Origin of the sequence: Marinobacterium sp. BA1 (assembly GCF_041155135.1) — a bacterium.
GTDB classification, from domain to species: Bacteria; Pseudomonadota; Gammaproteobacteria; order Pseudomonadales; family Balneatricaceae; genus Marinobacterium; species Marinobacterium iners.
Genome location: NZ_BAAFHC010000001.1, coordinates 337521 through 362864, shown reverse-complemented (window position 1 = coordinate 362864; position 25344 = coordinate 337521). Strand labels below are relative to the sequence as shown.

27 protein-coding genes and 1 pseudogene are annotated in these 25344 nt (G+C 49.9%); 4 read left to right on the top strand and 24 right to left on the bottom strand.

Going from position 1 to position 25344, the window contains the following annotated elements; all coding sequences use genetic code 11:
- Positions 1 to 30 precede the first annotated feature (30 nt).
- The 13 genes and pseudogenes from ACAM29_RS01735 to ACAM29_RS01675 all read right to left on the bottom strand — a co-directional run bounded on the left by ACAM29_RS01735 (position 31) and on the right by ACAM29_RS01675 (position 6962).
- A complete protein-coding gene (locus ACAM29_RS01735; RefSeq protein WP_139253973.1) occupies positions 31 to 366 on the bottom strand; it encodes a hypothetical protein in 336 nt (111 codons plus the stop codon).
- A 520-nt stretch (positions 367 to 886) separates the two neighbouring features.
- A complete protein-coding gene (locus tag ACAM29_RS01730) occupies positions 887 to 1387 on the bottom strand; it encodes a hypothetical protein (RefSeq protein ID WP_139253974.1) in 501 nt (166 codons plus the stop codon).
- A gap of 94 nt (positions 1388 to 1481) precedes the next feature.
- The gene (locus ACAM29_RS01725; RefSeq protein ID WP_139253975.1) at positions 1482 to 1937 is read right to left on the bottom strand and encodes a hypothetical protein; all 456 of its coding nucleotides are present in this window, start codon (positions 1935 to 1937) and stop codon (positions 1482 to 1484) included.
- An 82-nt stretch (positions 1938 to 2019) separates the two neighbouring features.
- A pseudogene (locus ACAM29_RS01720) lies at positions 2020 to 2805 on the bottom strand (IS3 family transposase).
- A gap of 83 nt (positions 2806 to 2888) precedes the next feature.
- The gene (locus ACAM29_RS01715; protein ID WP_369622993.1) at positions 2889 to 3092 is read right to left on the bottom strand and encodes a hypothetical protein; all 204 of its coding nucleotides are present in this window, start codon (positions 3090 to 3092) and stop codon (positions 2889 to 2891) included.
- An 83-nt stretch (positions 3093 to 3175) separates the two neighbouring features.
- On the bottom strand, positions 3176 to 3523 hold the full coding sequence (locus ACAM29_RS01710; protein WP_369622992.1) for a low molecular weight protein tyrosine phosphatase family protein: 348 nt from the start codon (positions 3521 to 3523) through the stop codon (positions 3176 to 3178).
- Positions 3516 to 3731 carry a hypothetical protein gene (locus tag ACAM29_RS01705; RefSeq protein ID WP_369622991.1) on the bottom strand — a complete coding sequence of 72 codons (216 nt, stop codon included), beginning with the start codon at positions 3729 to 3731 and terminating at the stop codon, positions 3516 to 3518. Before ACAM29_RS01705 ends, ACAM29_RS01710 begins: the two co-directional genes overlap by 8 nt.
- Positions 3732 to 3914: 183 nt before the next feature.
- Positions 3915 to 4268, bottom strand: coding sequence for a hypothetical protein (locus ACAM29_RS01700; RefSeq protein ID WP_369622990.1), 354 nt, complete (start codon positions 4266 to 4268; stop codon positions 3915 to 3917).
- A gap of 38 nt (positions 4269 to 4306) precedes the next feature.
- Positions 4307 to 4723 (bottom strand): transposase, encoded by a 417-nt coding sequence (locus ACAM29_RS01695; protein ID WP_369622989.1) that lies wholly within the window; start codon positions 4721 to 4723, stop codon positions 4307 to 4309.
- A 90-nt stretch (positions 4724 to 4813) separates the two neighbouring features.
- On the bottom strand, positions 4814 to 5281 hold the full coding sequence (locus ACAM29_RS01690) for a GNAT family N-acetyltransferase (protein WP_369622988.1): 468 nt from the start codon (positions 5279 to 5281) through the stop codon (positions 4814 to 4816).
- 90 nt (positions 5282 to 5371) lie between these two features.
- Positions 5372 to 5905 carry a GNAT family N-acetyltransferase gene (locus ACAM29_RS01685; protein ID WP_369622987.1) on the bottom strand — a complete coding sequence of 178 codons (534 nt, stop codon included), beginning with the start codon at positions 5903 to 5905 and terminating at the stop codon, positions 5372 to 5374.
- A 92-nt stretch (positions 5906 to 5997) separates the two neighbouring features.
- Positions 5998 to 6543 carry a GNAT family N-acetyltransferase gene (locus ACAM29_RS01680; RefSeq protein ID WP_369622986.1) on the bottom strand — a complete coding sequence of 182 codons (546 nt, stop codon included), beginning with the start codon at positions 6541 to 6543 and terminating at the stop codon, positions 5998 to 6000.
- Between the two features lie 110 nt (positions 6544 to 6653).
- Entirely contained in the window at positions 6654 to 6962 is a 309-nt protein-coding gene (locus ACAM29_RS01675; protein WP_369622985.1) for an antibiotic biosynthesis monooxygenase, read from the bottom strand.
- 147 nt (positions 6963 to 7109) lie between these two features.
- On the opposite strand from ACAM29_RS01675, the gene ACAM29_RS01670 reads away from it, so the two are divergent.
- Positions 7110 to 8042 carry an IS110 family transposase gene (locus ACAM29_RS01670; protein WP_369622984.1) on the top strand — a complete coding sequence of 311 codons (933 nt, stop codon included), beginning with the start codon at positions 7110 to 7112 and terminating at the stop codon, positions 8040 to 8042.
- A gap of 465 nt (positions 8043 to 8507) precedes the next feature.
- Here ACAM29_RS01670 and ACAM29_RS01665 read toward each other — a convergent pair whose 3' ends face one another.
- The 6 genes from ACAM29_RS01665 to ACAM29_RS01640 form a co-directional block, all read right to left on the bottom strand.
- Positions 8508 to 8957, bottom strand: a complete 450-nt coding sequence (locus ACAM29_RS01665; RefSeq protein WP_369622983.1) for a hypothetical protein — start codon at positions 8955 to 8957, stop codon at positions 8508 to 8510.
- A gap of 90 nt (positions 8958 to 9047) precedes the next feature.
- Positions 9048 to 10118 (bottom strand): hypothetical protein, encoded by a 1071-nt coding sequence (locus tag ACAM29_RS01660; RefSeq protein ID WP_369622982.1) that lies wholly within the window; start codon positions 10116 to 10118, stop codon positions 9048 to 9050.
- A 62-nt stretch (positions 10119 to 10180) separates the two neighbouring features.
- Positions 10181 to 11914 (bottom strand): ATP-dependent endonuclease, encoded by a 1734-nt coding sequence (locus ACAM29_RS01655; RefSeq protein WP_369622981.1) that lies wholly within the window; start codon positions 11912 to 11914, stop codon positions 10181 to 10183.
- Positions 11915 to 12361: 447 nt separating this feature from the next.
- The gene (locus ACAM29_RS01650; protein WP_369622980.1) at positions 12362 to 13543 is read right to left on the bottom strand and encodes an acetyl-CoA C-acyltransferase; all 1182 of its coding nucleotides are present in this window, start codon (positions 13541 to 13543) and stop codon (positions 12362 to 12364) included.
- 57 nt (positions 13544 to 13600) lie between these two features.
- Entirely contained in the window at positions 13601 to 14752 is a 1152-nt protein-coding gene (locus ACAM29_RS01645; RefSeq protein WP_369622979.1) for an acyl-CoA dehydrogenase family protein, read from the bottom strand.
- A 14-nt stretch (positions 14753 to 14766) separates the two neighbouring features.
- On the bottom strand, positions 14767 to 15528 hold the full coding sequence (locus tag ACAM29_RS01640; RefSeq protein ID WP_091825097.1) for an SDR family NAD(P)-dependent oxidoreductase: 762 nt from the start codon (positions 15526 to 15528) through the stop codon (positions 14767 to 14769).
- Between the two features lie 234 nt (positions 15529 to 15762).
- On the opposite strand from ACAM29_RS01640, the gene ACAM29_RS01635 reads away from it, so the two are divergent.
- Positions 15763 to 17502, top strand: coding sequence for a diguanylate cyclase (locus ACAM29_RS01635; RefSeq protein WP_369622978.1), 1740 nt, complete (start codon positions 15763 to 15765; stop codon positions 17500 to 17502).
- On the opposite strand, the gene ACAM29_RS01630 is transcribed toward ACAM29_RS01635, so the two are convergent.
- From ACAM29_RS01630 to ACAM29_RS01620, 3 genes are all read right to left on the bottom strand, one after another.
- Positions 17468 to 18142: a class I SAM-dependent methyltransferase gene (locus ACAM29_RS01630; protein WP_369622977.1), complete on the bottom strand. Its 675-nt coding sequence runs from the start codon at positions 18140 to 18142 to the stop codon at positions 17468 to 17470. The two genes, ACAM29_RS01635 and ACAM29_RS01630, sit on opposite strands and share 35 nt — an antisense overlap.
- A 91-nt stretch (positions 18143 to 18233) precedes the next feature.
- Complete coding sequence (locus tag ACAM29_RS01625; protein ID WP_091825092.1) at positions 18234 to 18527, bottom strand: hypothetical protein; 294 nt, start codon at positions 18525 to 18527, stop codon at positions 18234 to 18236.
- A gap of 189 nt (positions 18528 to 18716) precedes the next feature.
- The gene (locus ACAM29_RS01620) at positions 18717 to 20885 is read right to left on the bottom strand and encodes an esterase-like activity of phytase family protein (RefSeq protein WP_369622976.1); all 2169 of its coding nucleotides are present in this window, start codon (positions 20883 to 20885) and stop codon (positions 18717 to 18719) included.
- 184 nt (positions 20886 to 21069) lie between these two features.
- Here ACAM29_RS01620 and ACAM29_RS01615 point away from each other — a divergent pair, with 184 nt between their 5' ends.
- Together ACAM29_RS01615 and ACAM29_RS01610 are read left to right on the top strand one after the other, a co-directional pair.
- On the top strand, positions 21070 to 21729 hold the full coding sequence (locus ACAM29_RS01615) for a DUF2057 domain-containing protein (protein ID WP_369622975.1): 660 nt from the start codon (positions 21070 to 21072) through the stop codon (positions 21727 to 21729).
- Between the two features lie 38 nt (positions 21730 to 21767).
- Positions 21768 to 22694, top strand: a complete 927-nt coding sequence (locus ACAM29_RS01610; RefSeq protein WP_091825083.1) for a porin — start codon at positions 21768 to 21770, stop codon at positions 22692 to 22694.
- Between the two features lie 228 nt (positions 22695 to 22922).
- Here the strand turns inward: ACAM29_RS01610 and ACAM29_RS01605 are convergent, their stop codons facing one another.
- Both ACAM29_RS01605 and ACAM29_RS01600 read right to left on the bottom strand, forming a co-directional pair.
- Positions 22923 to 24299 (bottom strand): OprD family outer membrane porin, encoded by a 1377-nt coding sequence (locus ACAM29_RS01605; RefSeq protein WP_369622974.1) that lies wholly within the window; start codon positions 24297 to 24299, stop codon positions 22923 to 22925.
- Positions 24300 to 24428: 129 nt separating this feature from the next.
- Positions 24429 to 25304, bottom strand: coding sequence for a DMT family transporter (locus ACAM29_RS01600; RefSeq protein WP_369622973.1), 876 nt, complete (start codon positions 25302 to 25304; stop codon positions 24429 to 24431).
- Between the last annotated feature and the right edge of the window lie 40 nt (positions 25305 to 25344).

The window sequence follows — 25344 nt, the reverse complement described above, 5'->3', positions numbered from 1 at the left end:
AGGGGCGACAACAGCCGCTTGTTATGTATTTCACCACGATGACCAGTGGTACTTATTTACAAGCTTTCCGTCTGCACTAAAACAAAACGCATATTTGCTGGGTAGCTTTAGCGCGTTCTCGTACCAGACTTCTTTAACGCACCCAGAAATCCTTTGTTCTTGATACTTTTTAAAACCTTGCTCTGGCCCTTCCGTGCCATCAGTGACATATGACGGTTCACCTACCAAAGCTAGCAGATCATCATATGAGCTTCCTATAGGCAATGATTGCATAGCTTCAGTAGGACCATTTTTGCCCAAGAGTATGTAGCCACACACACCGAAAACAAATACAAAAAGGCTGAAAGTAAGTACCTTCTTATTCATGATCACACGCATACATTTAACGCCCGACTTTGGGGCAGACTTGTAGCCGCAACGCTGCGCAAAGGCCGTCCCAACCCCGAAGAGGCGACAACAAGGCCGCAGCAACGTAGCTGCGAAGGTCCCAGTGAGCGAAGCGAACGATTTTGAACGCCTGGTTATGTGTTCTCACTGTCACTACCGCTCTCTTTTTTAAGACTATCCATGTTACCCACGAACTAATAGCTCCTACTATTATGCTTCCCGGGAGAACGATGAGCAGCCATAGGAGACCTAAACCAAAATCATCGGCCAGCTCTGCTCTGCTCTGCTACTAGCGCCAACGGACCACATTTCAAAGTAGACAGCAACATCACCTAAAAGCTGCTCAGCAATTACGGTGGCCAATATAAAGGCGGTTACACTACAAGCTACTCTTTTCATCTGTGATACACATAACGCCTTGCACACGGGCTGACTGAAGCGCAGCGTAAGGAAGTCCGAGCCACGCAGCGGCGCTTTGCGTGCTGCAAATTGTTATGTTTCATAGCTGCACCGGCTTTAGCCAAAGACTAATGAATGCAGCGCCTACACTGAGGGAGTTAGCCGCTAGCAACCAGAGAAATGCTTTACTCTTAAACCGGAAGTCTGGGAAAAACCACTTTCTATAGACAGCCCCCTCAAGTAGGCCATTAACTAAGCAACCGAGAAAGAATGTGGCACCCCATGTAATTGGGTTAAATGTTCCCCAGCTAAAAACCTTGTTTATGAGAGAGCCAGGAAACAGCTCCCAAGCTATACCAGCTAACGGTATTAAAATTATACCTGCAATAGCAGAAACGGCATTTGCAGATATGGTTGCAATTGAAGCTTTTTTTATTGGAAGAGTAAAAATCCATTTTACAAACAAAAACTCAACCAATAGTCCAATGCTAATTGCCCACCACGAAAAAAGCCTAGTTTCTAGATAAAGTGCTGGCCAGACTACGTTTGCGTAAGCAGCAGTCGGCAGTAAGCAAAACAAAAATATTAGCAGCTTACGCACCATCTCTCCTTGAAACATAACGCGCCACACAAAAGTCCGAAAAGCATAGCTTTTGAGGCCCCAGCTCACGAAGCGGGGGAGCTTCGTGTGTCTGTTAGGCATTTGAAGCCACCACATAGGTAGTACCATATTCGTTTATCATGGTGCCTATTTTAAACCGGTTCTGATCAACCAATTTAATTAGAAAATCATTATTAGTCTTCCCCCAATCCACTCCTTCAAAGTCATAGGGAAATGGCGATTTATTTTCATTAGGACTATGTAAGTATACAGCGTCCTCATATGAATTCTCGTGGATAAACCACCAACTTTGAATAGGGCCTCTTACATTCAATTTAAAGTCTTCAACCATATTAAGAATTTCATAACCTAACATAATTGAAGCTTCGCGATTTTCAGGTTTTTTGTCTCCTTTGCCCTGCCAATCGATGTGGCAATGCCAGTAATCGAACCAGCCCGACGGATCAAGATTGGCAATGCTGTTAACAGCATATTTTTTCATCTTGCCCCAGTATCTATCCATTCTCTTTGTGTATCTGCGATCCATCATTCTTAATGCCTAACACTCAGCTAACAGGCGCAGCGTTTTTTGCTGCGTGATCTTCCCCCGATAAATCGGGCACCTACGCGGCTCATACCGTCATTGCTTCATATTCGACCGGACTCAGGTAATTTAAGCTTGAGTGCAATCGAACTCGATTATAAAAGTGTTGGATATATCCAGCCAGCTTGTCCCTCAGATGCATCTCGCCATAAAAAACGTTTTCCTTGATCAGCTCACCTTTCAAGGTATGGAAGAACGACTCCATCTCGGCGTTGTCGGTGCACATGGCTGGGCGGCTCGCACTGGGCTGGATTTCCTGTTTCTTTAAGAGTGCCTGGATCTCATGGGCACGATATTCAACTCCACGATCCGTATGGAAAATCAGACCCGATGCAGGCCGCCGGTTGCGTAATGCCATCTGTAGCGATGGCCTTGGTCAATGATACCGTTTTCTGCTTACCCAAAGACCAGCCCACAATGCGACGGGAGTACAGATAAATGATCTGCAGCAAGGTACAGCCAGCGTTTTCCAACGCGAATATAAGTCAAATCGGCAGCCCAATGCTGATTGGTTGCTGTCGGTCTAGGCAGGTCATTCTCCTCTTTCACGTCAGCAACGTGTTTCTCAAACTTTCGTATCTGCTCGTTCTCACTCAGGGCCTGAGGCTTCTTAGACACCATTTTACGTTTATCAGCCACAATCTTGCCTTCCCGGTACTCCTTGCGCCAGCGGGACAACATGAAAGGGATGGATATCCAGCGCTTCCGCCACTCCTTTCACGCTCGCCCCACTCAGATGGGTCAGCTTAACCGCTTTGGCCTTGAACTCGTTCGTGTACTGTCGCGTCTTTTTTGGATTCTTGTCCGCTGGCATTTCTCACCTAGTCTGAATTAGATCGAGGTGCCCACTGAACTGGGGGAACTACAGGGAGCGATTGCTGCGGCTTGTTATGTGGCTCAGCGGTCATGTTTACTCCGAACAAGACTGGGAAATATTTTTCCAAGCTCTTTCTTACCTGCAACACCGTAAACCACGAAAATAAGCCCCAAGAAGAGAATCGAGACACCCGAAACAACCGAGGCCGTTGAAGTAGACAGCATCAGAATGCTGCCAATAACGAAGAATACTCCGACTACTGTTCCAAACACTCTAATGATCATCCACTTTCCTCTTTAATCGATCCCTGGGATAGCCGCATAACGCCTAGTTAAATTGCGCCGCCGGGCGTCAATTTGAACCATTTTTAAGTTTTTACCTCTCGATCCAAGATTCCAGAGACTTTACTGTCAAGTTCATCAATTAACTCTGGATCCATAAACTTGTATTCATCAGGAATATCCAACACAAACAGAGGCTTGTGATCCATCATGCGAGTGAACTCAGCCAAAAGCCTATTTTTATGCTTCTTTTCCATGACAAATATATAGTCAGCCCAGCGGATATCCGCTGGGCCAACAGTTTTTCTAGCATTTGGGCTCGTGCCTGCTGAACGAGAATTGAAGCCGGGGCGTTTTTTCCAGACTTCCTCGCCAGTAGGGCTTCGCCATTGGTTGCGACTACAAATAAATAGTAGGTTCAAACTATTATTCATCAGAAGGTAATTCTTGATCTAAAAGTTGTCTCTTACTTTTTATGGGATAGTCTAACCCAAGCTGCTTAGCTCTAGCTATTTTATTTTTACGAAAGTACATTAGCTTCCATTTCTTTTCGGGCTTATAAAGCTCATCTGAACCCATGCCTTTTCCTTTTTTTACTCTATCTTTGAACCTTCTCCAGGCTCTGCTTCTATTTTCGCTCATTTGTCTTTCCTATATAAATTATCGGGTTCAGCAGCCGCGATAATACGGAAAGAACTCATTTAGATTTTGACACTTAACGCCGGCCTATGGGGCCGGAACGGAGCGCCAGCGTAGTGGAGGTCCCAAATGTGATAGCGGCGAAAACCAGGCCTTTGTTATATTTTTCCTGTTTATTGATGGCACCTAGTCCAAAAAATCAACTGGTATAGTTTTAACAAACTCAGTTGCCTTTTCCATTAGTTCATTCCATTCCTTTTCTGGACGAGAGGAGAACCCTTGATTAATCAGCTCTTTTTCGCACAGATCCTCGAGCCCCCAAATAGCTCTCTTTTCTTCTTCAGCAAACTCATCATTTAGGTATGAAGAAGAAAGCTTCTCGGACAAAATATTCCAGACGACTAGTAGATGACCCGCAGGCATCTTGACCGTAGTTTCCTTACTTAAATTGTCTTCGAACATTTCGTTTCCACCAATAAAACATAACGCCGCCAACAGCGGCCGAGCTTCGCGAGGTCCAGCCCGGTTGCGTAATGCCATCTGTAGCGATGGCCTTGGTCAATGATACTGTTTTCTGCTTACCCAAAGACCAGCCCACAATGCGACGGGAGTACAGATAAATGATCTGCAGCAAGGTACAGCCAGCGTTTTCCAACGCGAATATAGGTCAAATCAGCAGCCCAATGCTGACTGGTTGCTGTCAGTCTAGGCAGGTCATTCTCCTCTTTCAAGTCAGCAACGTGTTTCTCAAGCTTTCGTATCCGCTCGTTCTCACTCAGGGCCTTCGGCTTCTTAGACACCATTTTACGTTTATCAGCCACAATCTTGCCTTCCCGGTACTCCTTGCGCCAGCGGAACAACATGAAGGGATGGATATCCAGCGCTTCCGCCACTCCTTTCACGCTCGCCCCACTCAGATGGGTCAGCTTAACCGCTTTGGCCTTGAACTCGTTCGTGTACTGTCGCGTCTTTTTTGGATTCTTGTCCGCTGGCATTTCTCACCTCGTTTGAATTAGATCGAGGTGTCCACTGAACCGGGGGAACTACAGGCTCTAGCTGGTTTGATTTGTTAGAAGTTTTTATACTCATTGTGAGCCTGCCGAAAAATAGTAAGTTGTAAAGAAGCGACCCGCCAGCTCAGTTGTATGAACTTTTGTAGACATTTTGTTTAGTGCCTTGTATACGGGCCTACTGTCTAGCAAATGAAACAGTATTTCTTTATGCCCCAGATCGCTTGCCCAACCCATGAGAGTTCGAAAAATGGGTAAGCCAAACCCCCAAAATCTTTTTGAGATAACAATAGCTATTTCAAAGCCTTTATCATCTGGCTGGATACCACACCAACCTGCTAATACTCCATCTATGTAAACTGCTCGAACACGGCAACCCTGTTTGGTATCAATACTGATTTTATCTTTCATCCACGCTTGAACGCTGGTTCTATCAAAATAGGGATGATCAATTAAATGTGTTCTCAGAGCATCTTCATTGACAATTTCTAAGAAGTCTTCCGGATTAACCTCGTCAAAACCAAAATACTCGATTTCACTCATATCTGCATACTTCTAAAGCTTTTGTTTAGAGGCGACTACGGAGCGCAGCGTAGTAGGCGTCCGGTGTAGGGCCGCCAGGCCCGGAACGTACTACAACAATTTGTTATGCAGTGCCCAGTCGTCGCACGACATTCGATACACCCGCACAGGTCGGGCATGGAACTCTCGAATCGTATAATCTCCGAACCCGACCTTCTCCGTAACCCTGACGGAAGCTGTATGCTCCGGCTCGATAATAACAACTACCGACTCGCAGTCTTTTTGGTCGAAAGCATACCGGAGAACACCTTTTACTGCTTCTGTCGCATACCCCTGATGCCAGAACCTGCGCGCCAGACGATAACCTAGGTTGATCTCCTCAACATCGCCAACTAACTCCGGCCCAACGCCGCAGAAGCCGATAAAATTCCCTGATTCTTTCTCACACAATGCCCATGGCCCTATCCCATGAGTGGCGTAACACTCAAGGCACCTATCAACGAATTTTCGGGTAGCTTCTTCGTCACAAATTCCACGGACGGAGAACTTCATGACTTCTGGATCACTGAGCATTGCAGTGAGCACCGGAACGTCTTGATGGGACAGCTTCCTTGCAATCAACCTCTCTGTTTCAAACAATGGCACCTACCTCTCCCTGTGCATAACGCCGCCAGCACGCGCGGCTTTGTAGTGAAGGCGATGCCGCAACGGAAAATCCGTCGCTGTGCCTGGCCTGGTTATAAGGCATGTAACTCCCACTGATCCTTGCTTATCTTGTACAAAACATGCTCGCAAAGCGGGTCAGAAAATTCTAGGTCAGGATGCTCAAAATTGCTGGTATAAGCCATCCCGATTTTCTCCATGACAGACTGCGAGCGAATATTACCCACTGTCGTAAAAGAGACCACTTCATCTAAATCCAAGTGAGTAAAAGCGTACCGCAATGACTCTTTGGCGGCCTCTGTCGCGTAACCCATACCCCAATATCGTTTCGCAAGACGCCAGCCGATCTCAACACATGGTGAAAAAGGCATGCTTTCCTTGGGAATGTGCAGACCCACAAAACCAATAAACTTACTATGGCCAGGAATCTCAACTGCCCAAAATCCCCACCCGCGCTCAGCAATGAGTGATCTGATTTTTTCCCCCATTGCGTAGCTTTCTTGAACGGTAAGAAGCTTAGGGAAAAACTCCATCACATCCTTATCCTCACACATCTGTGAAAAAGGAAGGAGGTCTTCGTCATTCCACTGTCGAAGTATCAATCGTTCCGTTCTAATCATGTGCCAGATGATGCCTTATAACGCGTTGACTTTGCGGCCCACCGAAGCGCGAGCGTAGGTGCGTCCGACAACAGCCACTGGTTATGTGGCACGTAAACGATTCCGTCGAACTACCCCTCGTGACTCCGCGTAAAGTCGTCAACTTCCTCATATACGGTCACGGAAATCCGCTCACCAATCTCCCGCATTCCCTTCATCTCGGACGGATTATCCGCCACCCAGAAGGCCTTCCAGTTCTCTACTGAATCCCACTTTGCCACTGTCAGAATTTCAGTCGGATCGTCTGGGCTGCGAAGCATAAAACTTCCCAACGCTCCCACCACAGTCTCATGTATATGATTCGTGGTGCGGTTCCACACCTCTTGGAAGTTCGCAAAGTCGTCTTCCTTTACTTTCCAGCGGTAAATTACTCGAATCACCTTGCCTCCTTCTCACATAACGCCTGGCTCATTTGCGCCGCTTTGCGGCGTCAAATGGAGCCACTTGATACTGATTGAGCCTTCTCCCCAGCTCAGCGGTTAACCCGCTAAGCTGGATGGCGACCAAGCACAAAAAGGAGAAGACTCATGAACTTCTACCATAGCACTCATCAGTATTATTGCAGTATCGATCTGCATGCCCGCAGCCTCTACGTATGTATCCTCGATCAATCAAACGAAACGTTGTTGCACAAGGAAATCCCCGCCAACCCCGAAGCCCTGTGCCGTTTGATCGAACCCTATCGCACTGATCTGGTGATCGGCGTCGAATGCATGCATTGCTGGTACTGGGTTGCTGATTTTTGCGAGGACAACGGCATTACGTTTATTCTGGGTCACGCTCTGTATATGCGTGCTACCCGGGACTTGCTGCGTCGTCGCACTCATATCGTCCGCCACGGTGCCGAGCTGAAAGCCCATGTCGTCAACACGACCAGCCAGTACAATTTGCCGCCCAATAAGGTCAATCTGAAAACGGCCGATGCTCGCAAACAGTTAAGGAGCACCTTTGACCAGCCAGAAGTTCAACGCAATATCGATCTGGATATGACAATCCTGGACTGCTATTCCCAGGAGCTTTACCGGCTAGAGCGCTTCATCGAACAGCAAGCCAAACAACACAATCCTTTGTATCTACAGGTGCTGCGAACAGTACCGGGGATTGGTCGAGTGCTGGCTCTGACCATTCTGTATGAAATTGGCGATATTCAGCGTTTCGACTCGGTTCAGAAATTTGCCTCCTATGCCCGCCTGGTCAAATGCAAGGCCGAGTCCGCTGGTAAGAGTTACGGTACTCAGGGCAACAAGATAGGCAACGCTCATCTGAAATGGGCGTTCTCCGAGGCGGCTGTGCTGTACTTGAAAGGCAACCCTAAGGCACAGCGTTACCTCCAGCGGTTGCAGAAGCGAATGAGCAAGGCCAAAGCTCTATCAGCACTGGCTCACAAGTTAGGCCGAGCAGTGTACTTCATGTTAAAGAACGGGACGGTGTTCAATGAACAGCGATTCTTAGCGGGTTAGTCACGCAGCGGGGTGAGCCTAAAGCCTAACTGGATCTTTCCAGAGTGTATCCAAAGCCGGTGTCTGCTGACTGATCCTTGAGATCCAAACCGGTTTTGTACGCCATTTTGAAGCTCATTCACTTGATTAGCCACCCCGCTGGCGTGCATCAATGCCCTGAGCCAGTGCGCTTACACCGGTCCTGAGCCTGAATCTAACTGGAGCCTATGCAACCTGTCATTTGAATAGTGCCGGTGACCGGTTAACCGATGAATGTCTAGCGCCCCTGACCACTCCAAGGAGCTGAACCGGTCAGGCCACGGTGTTCAACCGTGATAAGAGAGCCTCTATATGTGTTTGCTGTAAGTGCCTTAACAGCCGACTCAGACAGACGAAGTAGTCGCCCTCGTTCAGGGTTTTGTATTGGCTGCTCATGCAGCCAATGAAAATACTATTGCCTATTGACACCGAGAAGGCTCATATGTGTTAGGATTTTCTAGTCGCATTTGCAAATTTCCATAGTTTAGTTGTTCTCACTTCCATATTTCTTTTTTCGTCTGAAAATGACTTAGGATAGTTTAAAACCCATTTTCGAATATTCTCATCCGAGTACAGCTTTGATAGTTCTTCTTCATTATGGAGGCTGTAATTATGGGCCATTACATTTCTCAGTTTTCTAAGGCTTTTTAACGAAGTCACGAAGTTAGTTCGAGATTTCGAGCCACTGCCAAAATCTAGCTTTTGAAGCAAATCCAACTTTTGAATGAGAGACATTCTTTCCAAGAAATGTTCGTGAAAATCACCCCAACGATCACGTAGAGCAAAATATTCTGCCAGTATATTATTAAGCCGATCTTCAAAGATCGCGCAAAGACGAATTGCACGACCTGCAATTTCATCGGAATTTATTCTTTTATCGAACTCTTTCCGTGACACAATTTAATCCTAACGCCCGCAGCACGCGCGGCTTTGTAGTGAAGGCGAAGCCGCAACGAAAAGCCGTCGCTGTGCCTGCGATTGTTATGTTTAGACTTCTTGAGCATAGACAATAACTCGCTCTCTAGACGCATCTTCCAAGAAGTGGCTGTAAAGCGCGGTTAACTCAGAATATGTCATATCCCGAGATCCAATTTTTCCCTTGTTAAATAAAAACTCAAAAATCTCACTAGAAAGCGATATTTCTTTTATTTTATCGTACTCAAGTTTTCTTCCGCCGCGATCGCCAAGAGTTGCGCACTCATCGATTTTACAAATTGGAAGATGCTCTCCAGTTGAGAGAAATTTTTGGTCGGCTTTTTGCAACTTGTCCGTCGGCCTGATAAAAGCAGAACAGCAAGGAAATCTATATCCATGATCCTCCTTGGCAGCTTCACATATGCTTTTCTCGCACAGGAAATTTCTCATTTTATCAATCTGACCCAGCATGCGCTCATCAGACAAGTATAGTTTCCGATCCTTCCAAATTTTATACTGTACCGCTACGACAGAGACTGTTTCATTTTGAGGGTGATGTCGTTCATAAATTAAATCAGCCCCAGTTATATGCTCTACTCTATCAGGGTGAAGAACCCTTAGCCTTAGTACTCTACCATTTGGTAGTTCAAAATCTCTGTGCCCATGACCACTGGCAATGCTAGGAATAACTCTTGAGACATTATAGGCATCTCTAAAAATTAGCTGGTTCTCGCTATGATCTTCTGGATCAAGTTCTTTCTTGGACTTGTAAAACTGCGCAAGCTTTCTCTTCAGCTGGTCAACTTTTTGATTGTTTTTCTGGGCCTCAGCTATCGACAAAAGCCCCTCGTACTCCGTTATATCTGAAGAAACCAAATCAAAAGCTAGGACTTCCTTTCCATCCCTGATGGAGCACAACTCAGCCTTCTGCCTGTACTCTTTCGTCGTATCACTTTCTCGCTCTCTTTTGAGCAAGCTGACCTCATCTCCGAGCAATTCGGGATAAACTTCTCCGCCGAGCTGCAATGCGTTGTCATAAGTAGATTTCACCATATCACCTCCAGAGGCGATTTTGGTTAACCCTCTGAACGCATTTAAGGAAATCCACTCTGCATTTAGCCTATCAATATCTTCTGTTTCCATTTGGTCTCTCAGAGCTGAAGAACATAACGCCGCATTCAGCGGCTTGTCCGCTGTAATGCTTGTTAAGCCAATTGTTCAATTTTGGTCCAATGGATGCAATTTTCGGGCAGCGTCGCGCCCTCAATCTGAATCAGATAGTCAAGCAAAGATTTAACTCTATTTCTCGCAATCTCATCTGTACGAATTTTAGTTAATGCATTATATGGCTTTTCACCGCTAACTTCTTCACCAAAAATCGCTGTTTCAAAGCATGTTTTACATGCAACAAGATTTACTTTCCCGTCTTCGTCTAGAAGAGTTGCTATAGTATTGTTCATTCCCCAAGCAGGATTTTTCTTCCCTTTGGATGTTAGCTCTTCGTCAGTATCATGAAGAATAAAAAATGACTTTGAGAATTGCTTCAACACCTTGGCAACTGAAGGGATGATTCCCTTACCCCTAGCCCTGATTATCTGCACATCACTATATTCATCAGGGTAGATTTCTTTAATCATTGAGAATGCGGTGTACTCTGTATCGCCTTCGACAATAATCTGGCGCCCACCAAAAAAGAACTCATGAACATAAGGATCACAAATATTCATCAGCTTTAAATTTTTCTTGTCATCATCATCCAGTTTTGCTCTTTCTGGTCTATATAATGTGGTGCTTTTAACCTCGCTATCATTCTCTCGAAAAACTCTAATGATGGTCGTATTATCTTTTGAAAGATCAATAAAAATTGGCGAGTGGGAAGTAATCATTACTTGCCAATTCCCGCTAGCGGGCAATTCATAAAGGACAGTTCTAGCTTCTCGAATTGCTGATGGATGCAAGCATATTTCTGGTTCATCCAGTAACAATACGTGTGGACGGGAACCTTTCTTATCTTGGGATTCAGAAAGATACTTTAATGTAGCCCACAGTAAAGTCCTTCTTGCTCCTGAACCCTGATGTTCAATAGAAGAAAAATAGCCATTTTCTGGCCCCATTAGCAGATCAGCGGTACTTTTAAATGGTTGATATGCACTTTCTAAATCAGCTTCCGGTTTGGCATCAAATTTAATCTTATGCTTAGGAAAAAGCTTTCCTAAGTAGTCTGATATTTCATTCTCAATGACTTTTATTTCATCTTCAGTTGCTTGAACTACTTTTGTTTGAAGATCCTTAATTTTATCAAGAACAAGTTCGTAGTCAGATTTTTCCTGATCAGGTTCAGATCTAATATCAGAGAGTTTTTCCTTTAGAAGGCTAGTTATCAGCTTTGTTATTTCAGCTGCTTGTTTGTCAGGCGTAGCGAATGCATCAATCCTGTGAGGAAGTGGTCTACGAGAATTAGCAACATTTGGAGCCCCCCAAGGAACCTGATCGTCCCAATCATCCTTGTGAACATCAAACCCTTGCCTTTTGGGGTCTTTATTGGGGCTGTCCCACGTCCATTTTTCTCGAATTAACCACTCGCCTGCGGTGGTAGGACTAACCCATCTATCTCCTGGAGCATCATTAAACACGATAGTATGAAGCTCAATCGTTGGCAGATTATCAGCATCGACTTGCCCATTTGGAAAATCATTAATAGTCAATTTTCCATCTTTAGAGCCATGCGACATCACAGTCTCATATGCCCTCAAAATACTACTTTTGCCAACATTGTTAGGCCCAACCAAGACAACAATGTCATCAAGTTCTATTTCTACTTTCTCAGTACCAATTGATCTGAAATTTTGGATTATGAGTTTATGTAATCTTGGGCGAGGTGAATTTTCTTCTTCACCAACTAGGGCAACTATTTCTTCGCTTTTTTTCTTCGCAGCCATGTGATTTCCTTATTGGCTTAACAGCCTATTTATGAGGTAAACCTCATAATAATTATTAGCGGGTATACCTTTTAATCCTCAGCCAAGCAGCTAACCCATTGATTTTCATAACAGGCCCAAAGACAAAAAGGTATTCCCATGCATGCCATCACGCGGGTCGGGTCGCACGCATAACAGGCAAGGGAGCAAACACGGCTCAAGAAAGCAATCGATAGTGAGAGAACTGCTGTAACCATCCCTGCCATCGACCCATCCCCTTTTCCCTGTCACTGCGGCCACCGACTTCCTGCTGGTGGATTTTTAGACTTTACCAATATGTAGCGTCAAAGCAACACCCAAAAAGGCTAATACGATCACACCTGAAAACCACACGAAAAAAAGGCCACCCGAAGGTGGCCTACTCTCATTCAAGAGCCAAGGGCAGAGATGTAATCCAGGCAATACTGATCAGAGCAGCTCGACCGCGACGGCTGTCGCTTCGCCACCACCGATACAGAGGGATGCAACCCCTTTCTTCAGGCCGCGCTGCTTAAGGGCGTTGAGCAGCGTGACGAGAATGCGTGAGCCGGAGGAACCGATCGGGTGTCCCAGGGCGCAGGCACCGCCGTAGACGTTGACCTTGTCGGCATCCAGACCCAGTTCGTTGATCGCCAGTAGGGAGACCACGGCGAAAGCTTCGTTGATTTCGTACAGATCCACTTCGTCCTTGCTCCAGCCTGCCTTGTCGAGCACCTTTTGGATGGCGCCGATCGGGGCGATGGTGAACTCAGCCGGCAGCTGGGCATGGGTGGAGTGCGCCACGATACGCGCCAGCGGCTTGAAGCCGCGCTTGTCGGCTTCAGCCTGAGTGGCCAGTACCAGTGCAGAACCACCGTCGCTGATGGAGCTGGAGTTGGCAGCGGTAACGGTGCCGTCTTTCTTGAACGCCGGCTTCAGCTGCGGGATCTTGTCCGGACGGGCGTTGCCCGGCTGCTCGTCGGTATCGACAACAGTGTCACCCGCACGGCCCTTGATGGTAACCGGGGCGATCTCGTCCTTAAACCAGCCGTTCTCGATGGCGGCCAGTGCCTTGGTCAGTGACCCGATGGCGAACTCATCCATCGCTTCGCGGGTAATATTGAAGTCATCAGCAGAGCGCTGGGCGAATACGCCCATCAGGCCGCCTTCGTAGGCGTCTTCCAGTCCGTCGAAGAACATGGAGTCCAACACCTGACCGTGGCCCATGCGCATGCCGGCGCGGGCCTTCGGCAGCATGTAGGGTGCCTGGCTCATGTTTTCCATGCCACCGGCGATCATGATACTGGCGCTGCCGGCCTTGATCTGGTCGTGGGCCTGCATCACCGCTTTCATGCCGGAGCCGCACATCTTGTTGATGGTGGTGGCACCGGCCGCATCCGGGATGCCTGCCTTGCGAGACGCCTGACGAGCCGGGGCCTGACCCAGCGCACCGGGCAGTACACAGCCCATGATCACTTCGTCAATGTCGCTCGGCTGCAGGCCGGCACGCTCGATGGCCGCTTCGATGGCCACCGCACCCAGGTCCGGTGAACGCACGTCGCTCAATGCGCCCATCATGCCGCCCATGGGGGTACGGGCCGCGCCCAGAATCACAATGCTGTTGTCTGACATCTTGTTGCTCCTGTTAAGTCGCTAATATTCTGATCCGTTATTCGGCTGGCCGTTGCGTTAGCGCCCAAGCACCGAGCGCGCAATGACTTCCTTCATCACCTCGGATGTGCCGCCGTAGATGCGCTGCACACGGGCGTCAATAAAGGCGCGTGAGATCGGGTATTCAGTGGTGTAGCCGTAGCCGCCAAACAGCTGCAGGCAGCCATCGGCCACGCGGCACTGCATTTCGGTGGCGGTGTACTTGGCCATGGACGCGGTGGACGCATCCAGCTCGCTGCGGGAGTACTCGCTGATGCACTGATCAATGAACGCCTTGTTGACGCGGTAGTCGGTCTCCATCTCGGCGATGCGGAAACGGGTGTTCTGCAGTTCTTTCAGCTTCTGGCCGAACAGGGTGCGTTCGTCAGCATACTGGATGGTCATATCCAGCGAGCCACGGGCTGCACCGACACCGATGGCGCCGATCACCAGACGTTCACGGGGCAGTTCCTTCATCAGATACATGAAGCCCTTGCCCTCTTCGCCCAGCAGGGCCGATTTGGGTACACGCATATTCTCGAAAAACAGCTCGGAGGTATCGCCGCTGTGCTGACCGATCTTCTCCAGATTGCGGCCCTTGCCGTAGCCCGGCAGCGTGGTGTCGACCAGGAACAGGCTGACACCCTTGGCGCCAGCCGCCGGATCGGTCTTGGCAGCGACGATCACCATGTCGGCATGCTGACCGTTGGTGATGAAGGTTTTTGAGCCGTTGATCACATACTCGTCACCGTCCAGTACCGCCGTGGTGCGCAGCGCTGCCAGGTCACTGCCGGCACCCGGCTCGGTCATGGCGATGGCACCAACCACGTCACCGGACACCATGCCCGGCAGCCAGCGGTTTTTCTGCTCGTCATTGCCGATATGGGCGATGTAGGGGGCCACGATATCGGAGTGCACCATTACATTGGTGGCCAAGGCACCGTAGCCCAGTCGGGCCATTTCAGTGACCAGCATGACCGAATACTCAAAGGGCACACCACAACCGCCGTGGTCTTCGGGCGCATCCACGCACAGCAGACCCGCTTCGCCCAGCGTATTCCAGAGCGCACGCGGCGTAATGCCCTCGCGTTCCCACTGTTCATAATGCGGCGCGACTTCACGTTCCAGTGCGCGCAGCACCATCTCGCGGAACAGGTCCAGCTCTTCGGTATCGATTACGGCTGCATTCATCACTCGATCCTCGCTTACTTCGGTGCCATGCGCAGCGCGCAGTCCAGGCGAATGGTTTCGCCGTTCAGCAGCGGGTTTTTCACGATCTGTTCAACCAGCATGCCGTACTCTTCAGGACGCCCCAAACGCTGCGGGAACGGCAGGGTTGCGGCCAGACTGTCTTGCACTTCCTGCGGGAAGCCAGCCATCATCGGTGTCATGAAGATGCCGGGTGCGATGGTGTTAACACGAATGCCACTGCGTGCCAGCTCACGGGCCGCCTGCAGCGTCATGGCCACCACACCGCCCTTGGATGCACTGTAGGCGACCTGCCCGATTTGGCCTTCATAGGCGGCGATGGACGCAGTGGAAATGATCACTCCACGTTCGCCATCATCGTTCGCTTCACGGGTAGCCATTTCGGCGGCGGCCAGGCGTATGATGTTGAAGCTGCCCACCAGGTTGACCTGAATGACTTTGTTGAAGTCATCAAGCGGCATCGGGCCTTCTTTGCCGACGATCTTGCCCGCCGGGGCGATGCCGGCACAGTTGACGGCAATACCGCAGGGGCCATGCGCTTCACGCGCCGCAGCAAACGCAGCTTCCGCGCTTTCAGCCGAAGACACGTCACAACGTACAAAGATGCCACCCAGTTCTTCAGCGATCTGGCGACCGCGCTCTTCATTCAGGTCGAAAATCGCAACCTTGGCGCCAGCGGCCGCCAGTGCACGGGCCGAACCTTCACCCAGACCGGATGCACCACCGGTAACAACTGCGGGTACGTTTTTGAAATCCATTGCTCTCACCTGTCGCTTGTAGGGTTAGTGCCACCTGCTGTGGCTGACCAATAAGGGAATGACCTTAGTTTGGATCAGCAGGCGATGCTCCGCCATGACAATTTCCGGCAGCAAATTTGTTAAAAAAAGACAACTGAATACCACCTCATACAGGTAAAATAATGTCTCCCTTCAACTGCAATTTCCGATTTTTCGCCTATAATCAAACTCCCGTTCCAATACTCCGGGTGCAATATGTGGTTTAAGGCTGTACTGCTACTCTGCTTCTGCCTGCCCATTTCGCTGAGCACACCTGCCATTGCTGCCCATTCAGCGGATACCGCCACTGTTGAATTGACTACGGCTTTTCTGATCGAAACAGGACCCCGCTTGAGCCCTTCCACGGCTGCAGAACTTTGGCACAAGGGGCAATTCACACCCTACGCCGACACACTGGCGCTCGGGTTGGGCAGCAAACCGGTCTGGGTTGCCCTGGAGTTGCACAATGACACTGGCAGGGAACTGGAGCGTAGCCTTCTGCTGGATACTGCCTGGCTGGATGAGATACGGCTATACCACTACCTCGGCCCACGGTTACACCACCAGGTTGTGGCGGGAGATCTGCAGCCATTTGCCAATCGCAACCCATTACTGACCGGGTTTCTGTTTCCACTGGAGCTGAGCCCGGGTGAGCACTTTGTGCTGCTGCGAGTCAGTACACCCGATCCGATGCTGTTACCGTTGCGCCTGCTGGATGACGAACAGCTGGAACACCTCCCGCTGCAGCGGTTGACCAGCTACGGCTTGAGTTATGGCTTTCTGCTGGCATTGATCTTCTACAATACGGCCCTGTTCTTCGGTATTCGAGACCGTCACCACCTGTTATATGCGCTCTATCTGGGCTCATTCCTGCTGGTTAACCTGGCCTACTCGGGCCATGGCCTGGCCTGGTTTTGGAGTGAAGCCACCGAATGGCAACGCTGGGCACCGCCAACACTGATGATCCTGTTCGGCTGTTGCGGACTCCTGTTTGCCACCAGTTTTCTGCATATACGTCAGTACTGCTCCCGTGGCTATCGGGTGGTACAGCTTACGGCCGCTCTGGCCCTTCTCAGCCTCACTGGAGGCTGGCTGATGGACTCACAACTGGTCGCACTGAGCGCCGCTTTTATGTTCATGCTGGTCTTCACCAGCCTCATGCTGCTAATGGGGCTGTGCCGGGTCACACAAGGCAGTGTCAGTGCTCGTTTTTACCTGTTGGCCGTTATCTCTGGCACCTGTGGCACCGTCATTACCACACTGGCCGTATTAGGACATCTGCCCTTCAGGGAATGGAGCTTTCGCGCCGCCGAAATCGGCATGCTGGCCGAGGCCACCCTGCTGGCACTGGCGCTTGCGGCGCGCATACGTCATGTACATCGTGAACAGATTCAGGCTGAGCACGCTGCCAATACAGACCCTTTAACGCTGCTCAATAACCGTCGTGCACTCTATCGTCTGGCTGAAAGATACTGGCAGACCGGGAATCGTCGGCGCCGGCCACTCAGTGCCGCAGTGCTGGATATCGATCATTTCAAGCAGTGCAATGACACGCATGGTCACGCAGCCGGTGACCGGGTGTTATGTCAATTGGGCCAGTGCATTCTGAATACGGTACGCGAGGGTGACTTGGCGGCGCGCTGGGGCGGTGAAGAATTTCTGGTTTTGTTGCCTGATACTAACCTGGAGGATGCTGGTCGATTTGCTGCCCGACTGCTTGAGCAGATCCGCCTTACACAACTGGCGCTGAACGGCCGGTTGATTGAGGTTACGGCCAGTATCGGGATTGCAGAGCAGTCAGAGCAGGATCGCAGCCTCGACGATCTGATCGGTCGTGCTGATCAGGCGCTGTATGAAGCCAAGCACCAGGGGCGCAACCGCATTTTTCAACAGCAGATGGGCACCGATGGAAACGATCAGCTCAGCGAGGTGTTGATCCACGAATCAGCGGGCTGAAACAGGCCACATCAGCATGGGGAAAACTAACGCTCGCCTGCCAGTGCTGCGCCAGCCAGCGAAAGCTGGTTTCAGCAAAGAAGGTGATATGGGTAGGGTCATTGCGGTAGTGCCAGCTGCGAAAGCGCTCGTCATCCAGCACCCGCTTGGTCTGTAGCACCAGCAGCCCGTTCGGAGTCAGCAATGACCAGAGCTGATCCAGAACGGTCAGGGGGTCGGCCAGGTGCTCGACCACTTCGGTACAGGTAATAAAATCGTACTGTTGCTGCAGAGGCGCCAAGTCAGGATGGTAATACTTGTCATACAGTGACATCTCATAGCCGGCTTCACGTGCCATCTCAACCAGAGCAGGCCCCGGGCCACAGCCAAAATCGAGCCCCTTGGCGGGTGGTGACTGTTGCTGCCTGACCTGATCAAATGCGCGTGACAGAAAGCGGCGATACCCTGGATCATCAACCGTATTTTCATGATCGTCATAAACAGCCTTTTCAGCCTGCTCAGACAACCTCTGCGCAGGCTCCAAATGCACCAGCTCACAGGTTCGACAACGGTAATATAGTCGTTCTTTACACGACAGCGGGTAAAGGTCATCACTGCCGCACAAAGGGCAACACCCAGTGGGGTTTTCTGTCTGCAGCACGCGCCAGCTCCGCTCAAGTTAAAACAGGCGGATAATGTCATATGACTGACGTGCGCACCATATTCGAGCCCCCTGTTTGCTGACAGGACTGTCAGTGAAAGGCTTTGTGGCGACGGTCCAGCTTGTGGTTGCTGAGAATAACATGCTTAAGCTTGTTCAGTTTTGCCAACCGATTCATGGCCAGCAATTCAATGACCCCTGCCGCCAGCATCATCTTGATCACAAACGATTGCTCCGCCAGCAAGGGGTGAAACTGGCCACCATTGCCGGTAAACAGAAGGTAGATGCCAAACCCGATAACCAGCGTGGCAGGCAATGTAATCAGGTTATATTTGCGGATGTGACGGTTAATGTCTTTAACTGAACTCTTGCTGTCGGTGCTCATGGTGAACCCTCCCGATAGGTTGATCACTAATTGATCAGAATCCATTGCGGGAACGATTGTAGCGCTAACCCAAACAGTGCTCTAGTGTCTCAAAAGTGCCGACATTTGCAGCAAAACGCTTGTATGTTGCGCGGTAACAACAAAAAGGGCCACCCGAAGGCAGCCCTTGAACACATGGCTTCACCCGGCTCAGAGAGTACCAAGCTTCAACCAGAGCGTTTCACCTGAACTGTCATCCACACCGTCGTTGTCCGTCACCACATAAGCTTTGCCACTGACATCGATTGCAAAGCCTTCAACCTTATCGGTGATATAACCGTTAAGGCTCTTCAGATCGGGTATCAGGTCACGTACGAGCGTTTTGGATACAACCGGCAGCGCCTCACCCAGTGGACGCGGCTTGAGAGCTGACAGTTCGATGCGATAGAGCCGCTTGATGGATGCTTTTTCACCGATCTGGTTGTCACGCTCAATCACATAAAGACTGTCTTTATGAAGTTCTAGCTCTGACAGCCCTACCCAGCCTTCGCTCACCTGCTCCAGTGGGTAATGTACGGCACCCCATTGACCGGTTTTCAGGTCATAGGCCAGCAGTTTCGCATGATGATCAAGGTCATCACCCCACGGCCGCTGCATTGCAATCCAGAGCGTATCGCCTGCCAGGGCGATCCCTTCCGCACCGAAACGGCTTTGATGTTTGAGCAACTGTGAAGGCAGCTCAATGGTACGGGTGATTTCGCCCGCCGCATTCACATGATGGATCGCATGCGGAACTTCCTTGTCGACATTGCCTTCAGAGGCCAGCCAGAAGCCTCCTTTGCCGTCTGACGCAATCCCTTCGAGATCGAGCTTGCCGGCAGTCTTACCTTCGCGGGTGATATCGATCGCAGCGGTAATACGGGCGGGGTGCTCAGTTGCATCTATACGGAAAATACGAGGCTGCTTTTTGTAAAAGCTGTCATTAACGGCATAGACAATACCAGGCTCTTTGTCATCTGCAGCCAACCCTGAAAGGGCTCCCCAGCCAATCGGATTTCCCGCTGTGTCGTTTTCTGAAATCAGCTGAGGATAAGCGGCAGGTGCATCTGACCACTTGAACAGCATGACATGTGCACGCGCACCACCCTCTTCAACCAGGTCCTTTTCGTTGGCGCTGGCCAGCAAGCCACGTGAAGGGATCGCAATGGCTGACTCCGGCGCCATACCGGACGGCAACAACTGCACAAACTCAGGTTCTGCACCTGTATCTCGGTAGACTCCCATCACCGATCCGCGCTCAGACAATACGAAGATATAGGTATCATCACCAAAACGGGCAACTTCAAGCCCTTCAGGTTCACTGCCCTTTTTGCCTGAACGCTTGTCCGGGTAGTGGCCGGCACGTACCACTTCATGCTCAAAGGCCGCTCCCGACTCGAACAGCAACTCTCCACTCTTGTGGAAAATACTGAACCCGCGCGCGCCACCCTGATAGTCGCCTTCATTGGCAATCACGAAACGCTCATTGTCCAGCCACTTGACCGCATCAGGCTCTCGCAGCACGCTTTTCAAACTGTCTGTAAAGGTCAGCGCACCATCCTTTTCGGTGTCGATGCCCTCAAGATCAACGCTGCCCGCTGAAAAGTGATTGATCACCTTGCCGGTGGCGCCGTCAACGATCACCAAGTGATTGTTTTCCTGCAGTGTCACCACAATCTCACCCTGAGCATTGAAGTCGACAAATTCCGGCTCAGGATCTGAAGGCGCGATTTCGGCCAGCCCTGTCATGTCAACACGCTTCATGCTGCTGCAGTCCAGCTGTCCGTCCTTGACCGACAGGATGACCAGGTCGCCTGCCGGCAACTGCGGTATCTGTCCATCATTCAGGTCCTCATCGCGCTCGTTCTCGATTGCGATGGCAACCAGCGACTTATCAGCTGAAACCGCCACTGAATCAGGCTGTCCACCCAGTTCGCACTGATTGATCACCTTCATCTGATCCGGTGATACCAGCGCCACAAAACCGGAAGGTTTTACATAGCTTTCTGACGTGTTCACAGCGGTCACAACCAGATTACCCAATGCACTGACAGAGGTAGGCTCACCCTCCAGTGCCAGAAAGCCTGCGGGCTTTGGCTGCTCCGCTTCACGAATATCGACAAACCCAAGTCCGCCACGGGGGCTGTCCGAGTAGACCAGCGTCTGTCCGTCGGCCGTTGCGGTGATGATTTCAGGCGAAGTTTCCTGAGTCCAGTTGTCGGCCGGCAAGTTCTGACTGACCGGGAAACTGGCTACCCGATTGAACTGTTCTGCATGCGCGCCGGAAGAAGCGGCGACAGCCAATGCAAGCAAAGAAAGACGAGAGGTTAACGACAGCATTTGAACGGTTTCCTTTGAAGGGGTTGGATTCCATACACTCAAAATCTTTTTAACCGTATACCAAGATAACATTTAAAAAAGATTACAAAGCCAATAAAAAACCTTAATACAACTGAAACAGCAGCGTAACATTTGAAAAATAATATGCACCTCAACTTTCAGATACCGAGTTACAGGTACATACATGAAAAAAATACTCTTACCGCTGCTGATATCCTGTTCAATCATGCCTTCCATGGTGTTTGCAGATATCAAAATCGCTGCCGGATCAGGTGTAAATATTCTGGCAGTCAATGGTAAGGCTATTGATCAAGGCACACTGTTTTCTGATTCCCCTGATATTACCGCAGAGAATGGCAGGTCTCAGATCGTTGCCGAGTACACTGCCGAAATAACACAGTCAGCTGACGACTACATCCTTGAAAAGAGTGATACTTTTGTTATCACCTTTACTGCCAACGATACCACTGTCAGTGTTCACGCGCCTGAAATATCCAATCGATATGGTCTTAAAGCATTCAATGAATCGGGCAACTGGCGTTTGCAAAATACTGATGGAAAATCCATTCCTTTTGATTTTGGCAAGTTGGAGAAAGAAGGTTTCCAGCTGGCACGTGACTATGAAAAAGAGCTCAAGGCCTTTAATAGTTCTTCCGCTGAAGCAGCCATGGTCTCTTTAAATACCGAAACACACAATTTTAATAAAGGAACACCTGCTCAGCCGGTTTCAATTGGCGTTCATGCTGACCAGAAAATGGTCGGGCAAATGCTGCAGTTCTGGTATGAGCAGGCCAGTACGGAAACACGGAATAAATTCAAGAGCTGGATTAAATCCAGCCAGTAAACCTCACCCTTACTATTCTTTTATTTGGAGTCTCGCACATGAAAAAGCTTCTTCTGGCTGTTGCAGTTTCCGCTGCTGCCAGCTCCGCCAGCGCTGTTACTGTTTATGAAGGCAATGGCTTTACCTATAAGCTGAACGGTGACCTGCAGGTTCAGCTGCGCAAGGAAATTGGCGAAGACGAACACGCTGATATCGAGTTCGATGATCTGGAGCTGAAAAACTACGTCAGCTACGACCTGGGCAACGATATGAAAGCCTTTGGTCGCGTCGATTTCGGCTTCAAGGATGCCGCTGAAGACAAACAGGATGGCAGCAAGCTTGAAGAAGCTTACCTGGGCCTGGCCTTCGGAAACACGTCTGTTTCCTTCGGTAAACAGAACTTTGCATCTGACGAGTTCGGTATCGAGGAAGCCTACGAACTGAAGACCGTAAACGAAGACCGCTTCGATGGCATGTCTACCGACGGTGATGACACTATCCGTATGGACATCGAGCTGGAGAATGTTTATCTGGTTGCGTCCTACGAGATGGATGCCGAAGGTGAAGACAGCGAAAACGGTGAGTATTTCGATCTTTTCGCATCCACCAACCTTGGTGATCTGACACTGGCAGCGGCCTATCAGAACGCAAAGGAAGCGATCGGTGCCGATTCTTATGACACCTGGGGTATCAGTGCCTCTTATGACGCAGGCTTTGCTACTTTCGCAGCTGACTACAGCAGCACTGATGACATCGCTGACCTTTACAACATTGCCGTATCGTTCCCGGTCGCCAGCACTACCAGCATGGCTATCGGTATGGTTAACGAAGACTTTGATGCCGGAGACGACATCACTGAATGGTACGCCAACGTAACCTACAAGTTCCCGACTCAGAAAAACGTCAGCCTGTTTGCGGAAATCGCTGACTCTGACGAAGATGGCGCCGACATGGGCTACCTGGCAGGTATGCGCGTCAAATTCTAATGGACTAGCGTAGCCGTTCACGCCTTACCCCCTTCGGGCCTGAACGGTCACGGCTCACTGCCGGCTCTCTTGAGCCGGCTTTTTCGTTTCGGAACCAAGCCGTAATTTATTCATTCTCCGGCAGATCTGGACCAATCCGAGTTGTCATCATGCTCTGCACCAGTAATATTTCTGTAGCTACCCTTCAGCCCTCTCTACAGGCGACTTCTGCCTGACAGGGGCAGTAGATCAAAATGCACCGGAGATCGGGTATTCGATCAGGAACCGGATCTGGTCATCATCCAGCTCTGCCTGAGCAACATTGGCTCGATGGGAACTGTGTATCAGAGACAGGGTCAGCCCCTCTGCTCCGCCCCCCTGAACGGTGTAGTCAAGACGCAGGTCCCGCGCCCAGTGCTTGCCGCCCTTACCATAGCCCAGCCAGGCATAGCTGCCGTTGGGATCCACTCCGGTGCCATCAGTCCCCGAACCACGGAAGTAACTGGCCCTCAGTTTCATGCCTGGCATGATCGCGGCCATGTCCAGATCATAGCGGAGCTGCCAAGAGCGCTCATTGGGACCGTTAAAATCGGAAAGCTGAGCACCGTTTGACAGCCAGATGGCCCCGCGGCTGACATAATCAAAGGGAGTATCACCATCCACCTTCTGATAGCCAAGCCCAAATCCGTGCGCCCCGGCTCGGTAGTGTACAAACAGGCTGGCGGTGGTGTTGTCGACCTCACCGGCAAGACTTTTTCCGGTATCCTGGCTGTGATATATCTGGAAACTGGTGCGCAAGGATCGTTCCCCGGACCACTTGAGGCTGTGATTGATCCCCAGATAATGAGTATTCCAGCTATCTTCAAGCTCAGCGGTGTACAGACTCAGATTCAGTGCAGGTGAAAGGGTGTAGTTTCCGCCCAGATAACTGAAACTGTCGCCAAGGAGTATGGCAGGGTTAGCATAATTGATGGTGAGATCGTTATTGGTGTTACGTGAGTTTCGGTCAGTTGATCCGGTGAAACGACCTGCCTGCAAGCTCAGCCCCTTGATGTCCCGGCTAACCAATGAGAAACCATACATACTTTCAGGCAACAACCTGCTGTCCGAGGAAGAAAACACGGGGGTTTTAACCCGCTGCTCACCATAGCGAAGCTCACTGGATCGGATACGCATTTTTGCGGCCACTCCTCCACGGGCCATTTCATCCAAGGAGTAGCCATCATCTGAAACCGGCAGCATTCTAATTTTTCCGACAGAATAGTCCGACCCATCCAGTTTATGTCCCAGATAGAGCTGTGCATCCAGTCCAAAACCGACCGGCCCGGGGGTAAAGCCGGATTTCAGCTCTGCAGTGACACCGACACCCCACTCACGGGCCTCATCAGAACGCCGAGCATAGGGCAGATAACGATTACGCCCTCCGTTGCTGCGTCCCCCGTTAAGATATTCCCGATCATAGTAAAGGCTTCGCAGGTTCAGATTCCACTGAGCATCAGCAATCACCCCGGATGCTTCCGCCTGTTGGTTTTTATTCAGAAGACTGTCTGCCGAAGCCGTGGGTACTGTAGCCAGGGCTCCCAGGGACAAGGCTAGAATTACGGGACTGTGTTTGCTTTTAAGCATGATTCCTTTATCCAGACAGGTTAAAATTACATCCATTTATAGCTATGAAACATAAATTCTGATTCATTACCGGGCATCATATAAAAATCGTGATTTCTATATACCTCTGACTTCACATGCACTTTCAACTCAAGCCATACGTACCTCCCTTGATCTCAAAACAATAAGAACAGCGAAAAGCGTGAGGGCTATTCCAAATACTGATACCGGATCTGGCAAGTCGCCAAAAAAACCATAATCCATACTTAAAGCCCAAAGCACTGCGGTATATTCAAAAACCGCAAGGGTTGAAATTGGAGCCCTTGCTATTGCCTCAGTCATCATCACATGGGCTATTCCACCAAAAAGGCCTGCTCCAACCAGCCAAACCATGGATTCAAAGGCTATATCTGTCCATCCCCAGAAACTTGTTGCCCCGCCAACAAGACTGCAGACAAGCGCAAAAAAGAAAGCGATACTTCCGGCGTGTTCCGTTTGAGTAAGCGTCTTGATTTTTATTTTGGCGATAGCCGTAATAGCCGCCATTGCCACCCCTGACAGACTCCCAAGCAGTGTAGCCCGGGTTACTTCCGGCGACTCCAGCGAGGGATACAAGGAGATAATCACCCCTGCAAAACCCACAATGACCATGCCGACCAGAAAGGTGGAAGGTCTCTCGTCAAGAAGAACTACTGCTATCGGGATCGCCAGCAGCGGTGCCAGAAAACCAAAAATGGCCGCCAGCGATAGCGGTAGGTAAGCGAGAGAGATGAAAGAAAAAAACATGGCCAGACAGCCATAGGCGCTTCTTTCAATGTGCCCTTTCCAGTTTCGGGTTTTCAGTGCCTCCGGAAAAACACCAATACACATCAGATAAATCAATATAGGAATAATTGCAATACTACTTCGCCAAAAAACAACTTGCCCTACAGGAGCCTCAACCGAGGCCTTTTTGACACAAAGAGCCATACAGGCAAACAACCCCGTCGCCATAAGCCGGAGCATTACGCCTTTCCAAGTATTCATTTAAGTTCTCTTAAATCTTATATAGAAAACACAGGACTTG

Coding starts and splice junctions, on each gene's coding strand:
- ACAM29_RS01615 (WP_369622975.1), top strand. CDS start 21,070: ATGAAAAAAATACTCTTACCGCTGCTGATATCCTGTTCAATCATGCCT.
- ACAM29_RS01695 (WP_369622989.1), bottom strand. CDS start 4,723: ATGCCAGCGGACAAGAATCCAAAAAAGACGCGACAGTACACGAACGAG.
- ACAM29_RS01635 (WP_369622978.1), top strand. CDS start 15,763: ATGTGGTTTAAGGCTGTACTGCTACTCTGCTTCTGCCTGCCCATTTCG.
- ACAM29_RS01705 (WP_369622991.1), bottom strand. CDS start 3,731: ATGAGCGAAAATAGAAGCAGAGCCTGGAGAAGGTTCAAAGATAGAGTA.
- ACAM29_RS01690 (WP_369622988.1), bottom strand. CDS start 5,281: ATGAGTGAAATCGAGTATTTTGGTTTTGACGAGGTTAATCCGGAAGAC.
- ACAM29_RS01640 (WP_091825097.1), bottom strand. CDS start 15,528: ATGGATTTCAAAAACGTACCCGCAGTTGTTACCGGTGGTGCATCCGGT.
- ACAM29_RS01725 (WP_139253975.1), bottom strand. CDS start 1,937: ATGATGGATCGCAGATACACAAAGAGAATGGATAGATACTGGGGCAAG.
- ACAM29_RS01700 (WP_369622990.1), bottom strand. CDS start 4,268: ATGGCATTACGCAACCGGGCTGGACCTCGCGAAGCTCGGCCGCTGTTG.
- ACAM29_RS01650 (WP_369622980.1), bottom strand. CDS start 13,543: ATGTCAGACAACAGCATTGTGATTCTGGGCGCGGCCCGTACCCCCATG.
- ACAM29_RS01680 (WP_369622986.1), bottom strand. CDS start 6,543: ATGATTAGAACGGAACGATTGATACTTCGACAGTGGAATGACGAAGAC.
- ACAM29_RS01655 (WP_369622981.1), bottom strand. CDS start 11,914: ATGGCTGCGAAGAAAAAAAGCGAAGAAATAGTTGCCCTAGTTGGTGAA.
- ACAM29_RS01670 (WP_369622984.1), top strand. CDS start 7,110: ATGAACTTCTACCATAGCACTCATCAGTATTATTGCAGTATCGATCTG.
- ACAM29_RS01645 (WP_369622979.1), bottom strand. CDS start 14,752: ATGAATGCAGCCGTAATCGATACCGAAGAGCTGGACCTGTTCCGCGAG.
- ACAM29_RS01625 (WP_091825092.1), bottom strand. CDS start 18,527: ATGAGCACCGACAGCAAGAGTTCAGTTAAAGACATTAACCGTCACATC.
- ACAM29_RS01715 (WP_369622993.1), bottom strand. CDS start 3,092: ATGATCATTAGAGTGTTTGGAACAGTAGTCGGAGTATTCTTCGTTATT.
- ACAM29_RS01620 (WP_369622976.1), bottom strand. CDS start 20,885: ATGCTGTCGTTAACCTCTCGTCTTTCTTTGCTTGCATTGGCTGTCGCC.
- ACAM29_RS01710 (WP_369622992.1), bottom strand. CDS start 3,523: ATGAATAATAGTTTGAACCTACTATTTATTTGTAGTCGCAACCAATGG.
- ACAM29_RS01735 (WP_139253973.1), bottom strand. CDS start 366: ATGAATAAGAAGGTACTTACTTTCAGCCTTTTTGTATTTGTTTTCGGT.
- ACAM29_RS01660 (WP_369622982.1), bottom strand. CDS start 10,118: ATGGAAACAGAAGATATTGATAGGCTAAATGCAGAGTGGATTTCCTTA.
- ACAM29_RS01605 (WP_369622974.1), bottom strand. CDS start 24,299: ATGCTTAAAAGCAAACACAGTCCCGTAATTCTAGCCTTGTCCCTGGGA.
- ACAM29_RS01600 (WP_369622973.1), bottom strand. CDS start 25,304: ATGAATACTTGGAAAGGCGTAATGCTCCGGCTTATGGCGACGGGGTTG.
- ACAM29_RS01610 (WP_091825083.1), top strand. CDS start 21,768: ATGAAAAAGCTTCTTCTGGCTGTTGCAGTTTCCGCTGCTGCCAGCTCC.